A 10272-nucleotide genomic window follows, 5' to 3' on the forward strand; every position below is an offset into this window, starting at 1 on the left:
CCGGGTGCAGCTCGTGGTAGCTCCACACCGCCCGCTGGGCGACGGACAGCGGGAAGGGCCCGTCCGGCTCGACCGGTTGCCTGGATCGGACCGCAGGCTCGGACGGCTCGGCCGCCTTGGACGGGGCCAACAGGGCCATGGCCGCGTCCACGGACAGCTCGCCCTCGGCGACTCGGCGGAAGATCAGCTCACGATTGATGGCGTCCATGGGGATGTCGCGTCTTTCAGTTGGCCTCGGCCTCGCGCAGGGCGTCCTCGGGGCTGCGCCGACCCGCCGCGACGTCGGTCAGCAAGGCCTCGAGACGCGCGCGCGCGTCGTCGGCGGATGATTGGGGGTCCGGAGCCGGGGCCGGCTGAGGCTCCGCGCTGGGGGTGGGCTTCGCCGTGGGCAGAGCGTCGAGGGCCCGAGCCCACTCTCGGGCCGTGCGCAGGCCCAGGAAGGTGCGCCTGGCCGCGGCCGCGTCGAGGCCCGGCGAGACCCGATTGACCAGGCGCGCCGCGGCCAGGGAGTCGAAGCCGTAGCGGCGCAGCTGCTCGTCGGGGTGGACCATCGAGGGGTCGGGGAACTGCAAGAGCTCGGCGACGGCCTCGAGCACCCGGCTCAGGGCATCCCCCGAGTCCGGAGTCGGAGTCGGAGTCGGAGTCGGAGTCGGGGTCGGAGCCGGAGCCGGCTCCGACGCCTTCGCCGGCACCGCTGGCTTCACGGGCGCGGCCGCCTTCGGCCGACCCCCGATCGCCTCCGGCCACAGCCGCATGCGCGCGAAGGCGACGCCCGGCGCCCGCACGGGGCGGCCGCGGAGGCTCTCGGGCAGGGCGCTCCAGTCGAGCTCCACGCCCGCCACCCACAGCTGCGCCAGGCGGTCCAGCCGGCCCTTGGCCAGCCACCGCGCGACCGTCTCGCGCAGGTCCTCGTCGTCCTCGAACAGCGCCAGGGGGCGCTGCCCCGGGCTCAGCTCGCCGCGGAACAGCCCCGCCTCGTCGCCCATGCGCGCCGCCGCCAGGCGCTCGCGCAGCTCGGCGTAGTCACCGGCCAGGAAGGCCAGGCGGTGCTCGAAGCTCGCCCGGCCCTGGGCGAGGGTGAAGGCCAGGTCGCGCAGGGAGAGCTCCGGGCCCGCCTCGAGCACGTGGGCCTCGAGGGCCTCGACCAGCCCGGCCAGGCGCGGCGCGTCGGGGGCCGAGAGCACGAACAGCCGCGCGCCCTGCTCCCGCGACCTCGGGGCCGACGCGGGCGCCTCCTCGACGACCACGCAGGCCGCCGCGCCCCCGCCCCCGAAGGAGTTGATCAGCACGCGCCGCGGACCCGAGCGCGCCCGCCAGGGCTCCGCCCGGGCCTGCACGACGAAGGGGCTGTCCCGACCGTCGAGGTTCAGGTGCGGGTTGGCGGGCTGGGTGTGGATCGCCGGCGCGAGCCGACGGTGGCGCAGCTGGAGCAGCACCTTGGCCAGCTGCGACATGCCCGAGGCCGCCTCGAGGTGACCGAGGTTGTTCTTGACCGTGCCCACGGGGACGGGCCCGCGCACGCCCGCGCGGCGGAACACCGCGCCCAGGGCCGTCAGCTCGCCCTCGTCGCCCAGGGGCGAGCCGTTGGCCGCGAGCTCGACGTAGTCGAGGTCCCCCGCGCCCAGGCCCGCGCGCTCGAGGGCCCGCTCGATCAGCTGCCCCTGCGCCCGGGGGCTGGGCGCCGTGTAGCCCATGCCGCGGCCGTTGTGGTTGACCGCGCTCCCGCGCACGAGCGCCTCGACGCGGTCGCCGTCGCGCAGGGCCGCCGACAGCGGCTTGAGCAAGACCATGCCCACGCCCTCTCCGGGCAGGAAGCCGTCGCCCTGGCCCAGGCCCCGGTTGACCGCGCCGCTGGCCAGCATCCCGTAGGCGGCCAGGGCCGTGAACTTGTCGGGGTGCAGGGTCAGGTTGACGCCGCCGGCGAGGGCCATGGCGCACTCCCCCGCGCGCAGGGCCTGGCAGGCCATGTGCAGCGCGACGGTGGACGAGGAGCAGGCCGTGTCGACGGCGATGCTCGGGCCGTGGAAGTCGAAGAAGTGCGAGACGCGGTTGGCGAGGGCGAAGTAGGAGTTGTTGAACACCGTGCTCTCGCGCAGCTGCTCGTCGGCGAGCCAGGCGTACTGCCCGTACATCGCCCCCACGAACACGCCCACGCCCCGCTCCCGCGAGCGCCCCTCTCCGCGCTGGCCGTAGCCGCCGTCCTCGAGCGCCCGCCAGGCCGCCTCGAGCACGAGGCGCTCGGCGGGATCCATGGCCAAAGCCTCCCGGGGGGACAGCTGGAAGAGCACGGGGTCGAAGTCCTCGACGCCGGTCAGGAAGCCGCCGAAGCGCTCTTCGTCGCCGAGCGAACCACCGAGGCCAGCCCAGCGCTCGCGCGGCGCCGCCTCGATGAAGTCCTCACCGGCCTCGAGGCGCGCCCACAGCTCGTCGAGGCTCGGCGCCTTGGGGTAGCGGCCGGTGACGCCGATGATCGCGATGGGCTCGTCCACGCCGCGGGTGGGCGCGGCGGACCAGCCCACCGTCGACGCGGCCGGCTGCCTCGGGGGCTCGACCACGGGAGCGGGCGCAGGCGCGACGCGGCGCTCGACCGGCGGGGCCGCGACGGGGGCCGGCGCGGGCGCGGGCGTCGAAGCCGAAGCCGCGCCGCCCAGGCGCTCGAGCAGCTGCTCGGCGAGCTCCCCAACCCGCGGCGACTCCCAGAACAAGCTCGCCGGCAAGCGCAGGTCGAGCGCCGCCTCGAGGCTGTTGCGCAGCTCGAGACCCAAGAGCGAGTCCAGGCCCAGGGTCAGCAGGTCCGTGCCCTCGCTGACCTGCCCCGGCTGCACGCGCAGCACGGACACGGCCTCGTCGCGCAGCAGGGCGACGAGCTTGGCCTTGGTCCAGCCATGGGTCGGAGCCGGGGTCGAGACCGGAGCTGGGGCTGGAGTCGAGACCGAAGCCGGCGTGGAGATCGGAGTGGAGATCGGAGTGGAGATCGGAGTGGAAGCCGGCGCAATCACGGCCTCCGCGAGCCCGTCGCCGCCGAGCACGGCCGCGCCCGCCAGCCCCGGATAGCTCGCCGACCACCGCGGCAGATCCAGCGCCAGGACGCCCACGTGCGCCGGGGCGTCGGCGCCAAAGATCGCGTCGAGCAGCGCGAAGGCCTCGCGCACCCGCAGCGCGCCCATGCCCCGCGCCGCCAACCGCTCGCTGCGTAGCTCGTCGCCCGCCGCCAGGCCCACGTCGCCGAAGGGCCCCCAAGCCACGGACACCGCGGGCAGCCCGCGCGCGCGCCGATCCTCGGCCAGGCTGTCGAGCATGGCGTTGCCGGCCGCGTAGTTGGCCTGACCCGGGCTCCCGATCAACGCCGCCGCCGAGGAAAAGAGCACGAAGTGGTCCAAGCTCAGCTCCCGCGACAGCGCGTCGAGGTGGGCCGCGCCGAGGACCTTGGGCGCGAGCACCCGGGCGGTCCGCTCGGCGTCGAGATTCGCGACGAGGCCGTCCTCGAGCACGCCCGCGGCGTGGATGATCCCGCGCAGGGGATCCATGCCCCGCTCGACCTGGCGCAGCGCCGCGGCGAGCTCCCCCCGACGGCTGACGTCGGCGCGCAGGACCAGGACGTCGACGCCCCGCTCTTCGAGGTCCTCGATGGCCTCGCGCTGAGCCGGGCTGGTCGCGCCGCTGCGCCCGAGCAGGGCCAGGCTGCGGACGCCTCGCTCGACGAGCCAGCGCCCCGTGGCCAGGCCCAGACCGCCGAGACCACCAGTGATCAAGTACGTGCCGTCGCGCAGCCGCGCCGGCGCGCTCGGGCTGCCGGGCGCCTGGGCGGCGATCCGACCCGCGAGCAGCTGGCCGCCCCGCAGGGCGAGGTGCTGCTCCTCGGGGGCCGCGACGATCAGCTCGGCGAGCTGCGCTGCGTTCGTGTCCGAGTCGAGGTCGAGGGCCGTCGTGCGCAGCTCTCGGTGCTCGTAGAGCAGGGTCTGCGCCAGGCCCCACGCGGGCGCCTGGCCCACGGCGAGGGCCTCGCCCGGCCGCGCCGCCCGGGCCCGCTCGGTGATCAGCCACAGCTTGGGCGCGCCGCCCTGGGCGATCACGGCCTGGATCCACCCCAGCGCGTCGACGGTGGCGGCGACGCTGCGCTGCGCGTCGAGCTCGCGCTCGCCCGCCTGCGAGGGGCCCCCCGCGAACAGCAGCACCGCCCGCGGGGCGGGGGCCTGGGCGAGCAGCTCGGCGGGCGCGCGCGCGGGAGACCACTCGATCGCCCGCAGCTGCCCGGAAGCCTGGCCCGAGAGCTGGGTGAGGAGCGAGCCCGCGGCGATCACCGTCACGGCCTCGCCGCGCCGGTCGAGCTCGAGGGCGAGCGGCACCACCCGCGGGTCGGGTCGGCTCGCAACGAGGACGATCCGCCCCCCCTGCCCCGCGGGCGCGGCCGCGAGCTGCGCGGGGACCCAGCGGTGCCGCCAGAGCGTGAGGTCGGAGGTCACAGTCGCCGCGTCGATCATGGTCGGGGGTTCGCTCGGGTTAATTCCTGCCGCCGGCGCGATGGATCGTCCGGCGAGCGTGAGGGTCCGCGTGAACGCGAGATCCGAAATCTCCGCGAGGTGACGGCCGTCGGCGTCGAAGAGCTGGAGGTCGACCCGGAGCCCCTCCCCGTCCTCGCGGCCGCGCGCCCGCACCCAGCTCGGGCGCAGCGCGCCGCGGACGAGCGGACGGATCGAGCCGCAGCCAACGGGGACCAGCGCCCCCGCCTCGGCGCCCACCCGTCCCTGAGCGGTCGCGTAGGCGAGCTGGAAGCACGCGTCGAGCACGGCCGGGTGCGCCAGGCCAAAGCCCGCCTCGACGGCCCCTCCGCGCAGGCGCGCCCGCACTTCGGACGTCCCCGGCACGCGCCAGGCCTGCTCGAGGCCGCGAAAGCGCGGGCCATAGTCGATGCCCACGGCAGACAGCTCCGCGTAGAGGCGATCCAGGTCCACGGCCTCGCCCGCTGCGAGGCTGGCCGGGTCGACGTCGGCGAACTCCTGGGCGTCCGCTGGACGCACTGTCGCGCTCGCGTGCAGCGTCCACGTCGACGTCTCGGAGCCCGCGCTGTAGACCCGCGCGCGTCCATGTTCGAGCACGACCTGAACCCGGCGAGGCTCGGCGTCCTCGAACACCAGCGCAGCCCGGAGCTCCAGGCCGTCGACGCGCGCAGCTCCCTCGGGCCAGCGCTCGGCCGCGGCGGCGAAGATCAACTCGACAAAGGCGGCCCCGGGCAGGACGCTCTGGCCGCCCACGCGGTGATCCGCCAGGTAGGCCGGCGCGTCCGGACCGACGAGGCCCTCCCAGGTCCAGCGCTCCGGCGCCCCGGCGTCCTGGCGCCCCTCGCCCAGCAGACCGCGCCGAGCACGAACCGGCTCGGCCTGCGAAGGCTCCGGCTCGAGCCACAGGCGCGTACGCTGGAAGGGGAAGGTCGGCAGGGTCCGGGCTCGACCGCTCCCGCTCAGGGCGCAAAAATCCGGGGACAGGCCGCGGACGTGGAGGGCCCCGGCGGCGCGCAGGAGGTGCTCCCGGGGGTCCTCGCGGCGGCGCATGGACGCCAGCGCCAGACCCTCGGAGCCCTCGGCGCGCAGGCCATCTTCGACGGCGAGGCGCAGGACCGGGTGCGGGCTGAGCTCGAGGAAGAGCGCGTGGCGGGCCTCGACCAGGCCGCGCACGGCCTCGGCGAAGCGCACCGGCGCGCGCAGGTTTTGGGCCCAGTACTCGGCGTCGAGCAAGGCGCCGGGCTCGAGCCACCCGCCGGTGACCGTGGACCACATGGGCACGGCGATGGGCGTGGGCGCGAGGCCGTCGAGGGCCGCGATCAACTCGGGCAAGAGCGGATCCATCTGCGGGCTGTGCGACGCGTAGTCGACCTTGACCCGGCGACAGAACACGCCGCGCGCCTCGAGCTCGGCGAGCAGGGCCTCGAGGGCCGCGGTCTCCCCCGAGAGCACGCTGGCCCGGGGTCCGTTGACGACAGCCACGGCGAGGGCCTGGGCGCGCTCGGGCTTGGCCGCGATCGCGGCCTCGGCCTCGGCCTCGCCCAGCTCGACGACGGCCATGGCCCCGCGCCCGCTCGCCCGCGCGCGCACGAGCTGGCTGCGCAGGGCGATGATCTGGGCGGCGTCCTCGAGGCTCAGCGCCCCGGCCACGTGGGCCGCCGCGACCTCGCCCATGCTGTGCCCGACGACCGCGTCGGGCGTGACCCCGTAGGCGCGCCACAGCGCCGCGAGGGCGACCTCCATGGCCCACAGCGCCGGCTGCACCACGTCGAGCTCGCCCAGGCGCGCGAGGTCCTCGTCGGCGATCAGGACCTCGCTCAGGCGCCAGTCGACGTGCTTCGACAGCGCCGCCTCGCAGGCCTCGACGGCGCGGCGAAACGCGGGCTCGGTGTCCATGAGCCGCCGACCCATGCCGGCCCACTGCGAGCCCTGACCCGGGAACACGAAGGCGAGCTTGGGCCGCCCGCGGACCTCGGCGAGGGGCTCTCGCTGGCCCTCGACGCGCTCGGCGAGGGCCTCGAGCTCGGCGCGCAGCTCGGCGCTCGAGCGCGCCACCAGGGCCGCGCGCAGACCGTGGTGAGCCTCGCGCGCGCCCGCGTTGAAGGCCACGTCGCGCAGGCTCAGGTCCGGGCGCGTTGCCAGCCAGCTCGCCCAGCTGCGCGCGCGCTCGCTGAGCGCCGCAGGGCTGTGCGCGCTGATCGGGCACAGCTCGGCGCGCGCCTGCTCGGCCACGGCGACGCCCGCCCCCGCGCGCAGCTCCGGCGCGGGGTTGACCGTCGACCAGTCCAGCTCCACGCCGCGGGCAAAGGCGACGCCCAGGGAGTCGCACAGCACCGCCCGGCCCAGCTCGGAGCGGCGCATGGAGGCGAGGCTCACCGCGGTCCGAGCGGCCTCGCCGTCGTGAGCCGCGATGATCTGATCGAGGCTGTGGCGGAGCACCGGGTGGGGGTTGAGGTCGACGAAGAGCTCGACGCCCTCGTCCAGCAGACCCGCGCAGGCCGTGGCGAAGAGCACGGGCTCGCGCAAGTTCCGGACCCAGTAGTCGGCGCCCAGGGTCCGACCGTCGATGGGCGCGGCGGTCACCGTCGAGCGCAGCGGGATCGTCGTCGGGCGCGGGCGCAGGCCGTCGAGGGTCGCCGCCAGCTCTTCCCGCAGAGGATCCATGTGCGCGCTGTGGGAGGCGTAGTCGACCTGGATGCGGCGCAGCCTCGGCGCCCCCTCGCTCGTGTCTTGCTCGAGGGCGCGCTCGAGCGCGTCGAGGGCGTCGACGTCTCCGGCGAGCACCGTCGCCTGCGGCCCGCTGTTGACGGCCACGGACAGCCGCCCGGCGTAGGGCTCGATGGCCTCCCGGGCGCGCTCGAGGCCGAGCTCGACGAGGGCCATGCCCCCGCTCCCGCGCACCTGCGAGACGATCCGGCTGCGCTCGCAGATGACCCGCGCCGCGTCCTCGAGGCTCAGCGCGCCGGCCACGTGCGCGGCCGCGACCTCGCCCATGCTCTGGCCCACGACCACGTCGGGCTCGACCCCGTAGCTGCGCCACAGCGCCGCGAGGGCGACCTGCATGGCGAAGATGCACGGCTGCGCGACGTCGCTGCGCGTCAGCCACTCGGGGTCCTCGTCGATCAGCACCTCGCGCAGGGACCAGTCGACGTGGGCGGCCATGGCCACCTCGCAGCGCTCGAGGGCCGCCCGGAACACGGGCTCGTGCTCGAGCAGCTCCCGACCCATGGCCGGCCACTGCGAGCCCTGACCGCCAAACACGAAGGCCAGCTTGGGCGCTCGCTCCACGCCATCGCCCACGGCCACGCCCGGAGCCGCCTCGGCCGACAGCGCCTGCGCGAGGGCGCCCTCGAGCCCCTCGACGCCGCGCAGAGTCAACGCGACGCGGCGGGCCCGGCCCAGGTCATCCGAGGGCAGCGCAGCCGCGGCCTGACGACACGAGCTGGGCAGGTCGGCCCCGGGCTCGCGCGCGGCTTGGATCAGCGCCTGCGCGGCGCCCTCGAGCGCCGCCTGGTCCCGCCCGGCGAGGGGCAGCAGACCCACGCTGCGCGCCGGAACGCCCGCGAGCACGACGTGGGCATTGGTCCCGCCGAAGCCAAAGGAGCTGACCCCCGCGAGGGCCTGGCCGCCGTCCTCGGGCCAGTCCTCCACGCGCGTGGGCACCCGCAGGCCCAGGCCCTCGAAGTCGATGTGCGGGTTGGGGGTCTCGAAGTGCAGGCTCGGCGGCAAGCGGCGCATGTGCAGGGCCAGCGCCGTCTTGATCAGCCCAGCCGCGCCCGCGGCCGCCTCGAGGTGGCCGAGGTTGGTCTTGACCGAGCCGATGGCCAGGGCGGCCTCGGGGGCGCGCCCCTTGCCCAGCACCGTTCCCAGCGCCCCGGCCTCGATGGGGTCGCCGAGCAGGGTCCCCGTGCCGTGGGTCTCGACGACCTGCACCCGGCTCGGGTGCACGCCCGCCGCCGCGTAGGCCTTGCGCAGCACCTCGACCTGGGCCTTGGGGCTGGGCGCGGTCAGGCCGTTGCTCATGCCGTCGTTGTTGACCGCGCTGCCTCGGATCACGCAGTAGACCCGGTCGCCGTCGAGCAGGGCCTGGGACAGGCGCTTGAGCACGACCACCCCGCCCCCCTCGCCGCGCACGTAGCCGTTGGCGCGGGCGTCGAAGGCCTTCGAGCGCCCGTCCGGCGCCATGGCCCCGAACTTCGACATCATCACCGAGCTCTCGGGGTGGAGCAGCAGGTTCACCCCGCCCGCCAGCGCGATCTGGCTCTCGCCCAGGCGCAGGGCCTGGCAGGCCAGGTGGACGGCCACGAGGGCCGAGGAGCAGGCCGTGTTGACGACCATGCAGGGGCCCTGGAGGCCGAAGGTGTAGGACACCCGGGCCGCGATCACGCTCAGGTCCTGCGCCGTGGCCGAGTGCGGCGTGACCGCGTCGAGCCCGGGCCGGGCCTGGCGGGCGTAGTCCGACCACATCGCCCCCACGAACACGCCCGTGTCGCTCGCGCGCAGGCCCGTGGGCGCGATCCCGCCGTTGCTCAGCGCCTCCCAAGCGAGCTCGAGGACCAGCCGCTGCTGCGGATCGATCTGCTCGGCCTCCCGGGGCGAGATGCCAAAAAAGCCCGGGTCGAAGCGGTCGACGTGGTCGAGGAAGCCACCCCAGCGGGTGCTCATGCGGCCGGGGGTGAGACGGTCTGCGTCGAAGTGCGCCTGTACGTCCCAGCGCTCGGCCGGCGTGTCGACGACGGCGTCCACCCCACCGACGAGCAGGCGCCAGAAGCTGGGCAGATCCGCGGCCCCAGGCAGGCGGCAGGCCATCCCGACGATGGCGATGGGCTCGTCCCGACCTTCGACGGCGCCGAGCTCCTCGCTTGTTTCCGCCCCTCCCTCATCCGCGCCCGCGAGGAAGGCCGCGAGCGAGTCACAAGTCGGGTACTCCCAGACCAAAGTCGCCGGCAGATCGCGTTCCAGCCACTCGGAGAGCGCACGGGTAAAGCGGCCAGCCTCCATCGAGGTCAGCCCGTAGCGGCTAAATCGCTCATTGATATCGATCGCCTCGGGCTCCAGGTCACACACTCGCGCGAGCTGCTCCCGCAGCCAGGCACGAATGGTCCCCTGGACACGCCCTCCGCCGTTGGTCTGCGACATGTGGGGTCTCCTTTGCGATGGGAGAAAGAAAGCTGACGGGTGCTTACCGGAAGCGCTCCGCGATGACAACAAGCCGGCGGATGGGTTTGCGTGCCAACCGGAAGCGTTTGGATATTGCGGTCCAAAATCAACCCGCGAGATCGCGAGGGTGTGCCAACAGTGAGAAAAATGCTCGCTCCCAATTCAGTCGAGTGCGCGCGCCATTCTCGAGATCGCGAGCTCCAGACACGCCACGCGGGCCCTGCGCGGCGCCTGCTGGCCGAGAACTGACACCAGATGCTGACCCGCTCGCGCTTTGATCGGTACACTGTGCAAATCGGAATTAGCGCAGTGTGGAGTCCTGATCGTCTCACTGACGATACATGCTCACCCCCAGGTGTGGCTACTCAACGATACAGCTAGAGTTGCCTACGTACGCACGCGCCAGCCTGGGCCAGGGATATGCGCGGCTCTTCGACCTCGCGAATCCGCACAGTCCGTGACTCCACGGAGAATCGTGAGCAAGTCCCGAACACCGCCGAGACCTCGCCGAATCTCGCCGCTCACACGCTGGACACTCCCCCGGACGCTCGAACGACGCCGTCCTCCAACCGCCTCTTGCCTGGCCGCGCTGACACCTGTTCTCCAGCCCTCG

At 74.4% G+C, this 10272-nt stretch carries 2 protein-coding genes; both read right to left on the bottom strand.

Translation table 11 applies throughout. The annotated features are described in order from the left end of the window. Window positions 1-208, bottom strand: a 208-nt coding sequence (locus PPSIR1_RS40320) for a hypothetical protein (protein ID WP_006977100.1), incomplete at its 3' end; no start/stop codon positions are given. A gap of 16 nt (window positions 209-224) precedes the next feature. After that, window positions 225-9638, bottom strand: coding sequence for a type I polyketide synthase (locus tag PPSIR1_RS40325; protein ID WP_045117722.1), 9414 nt, complete (start codon window positions 9636-9638; stop codon window positions 225-227). Window positions 9639-10272 lie beyond the last annotated feature (634 nt).

The sequence above is a fragment of the Plesiocystis pacifica SIR-1 genome (assembly GCF_000170895.1).
Taxonomy (GTDB): domain Bacteria; phylum Myxococcota_A; class Polyangia; order Nannocystales; family Nannocystaceae; genus Plesiocystis; species Plesiocystis pacifica.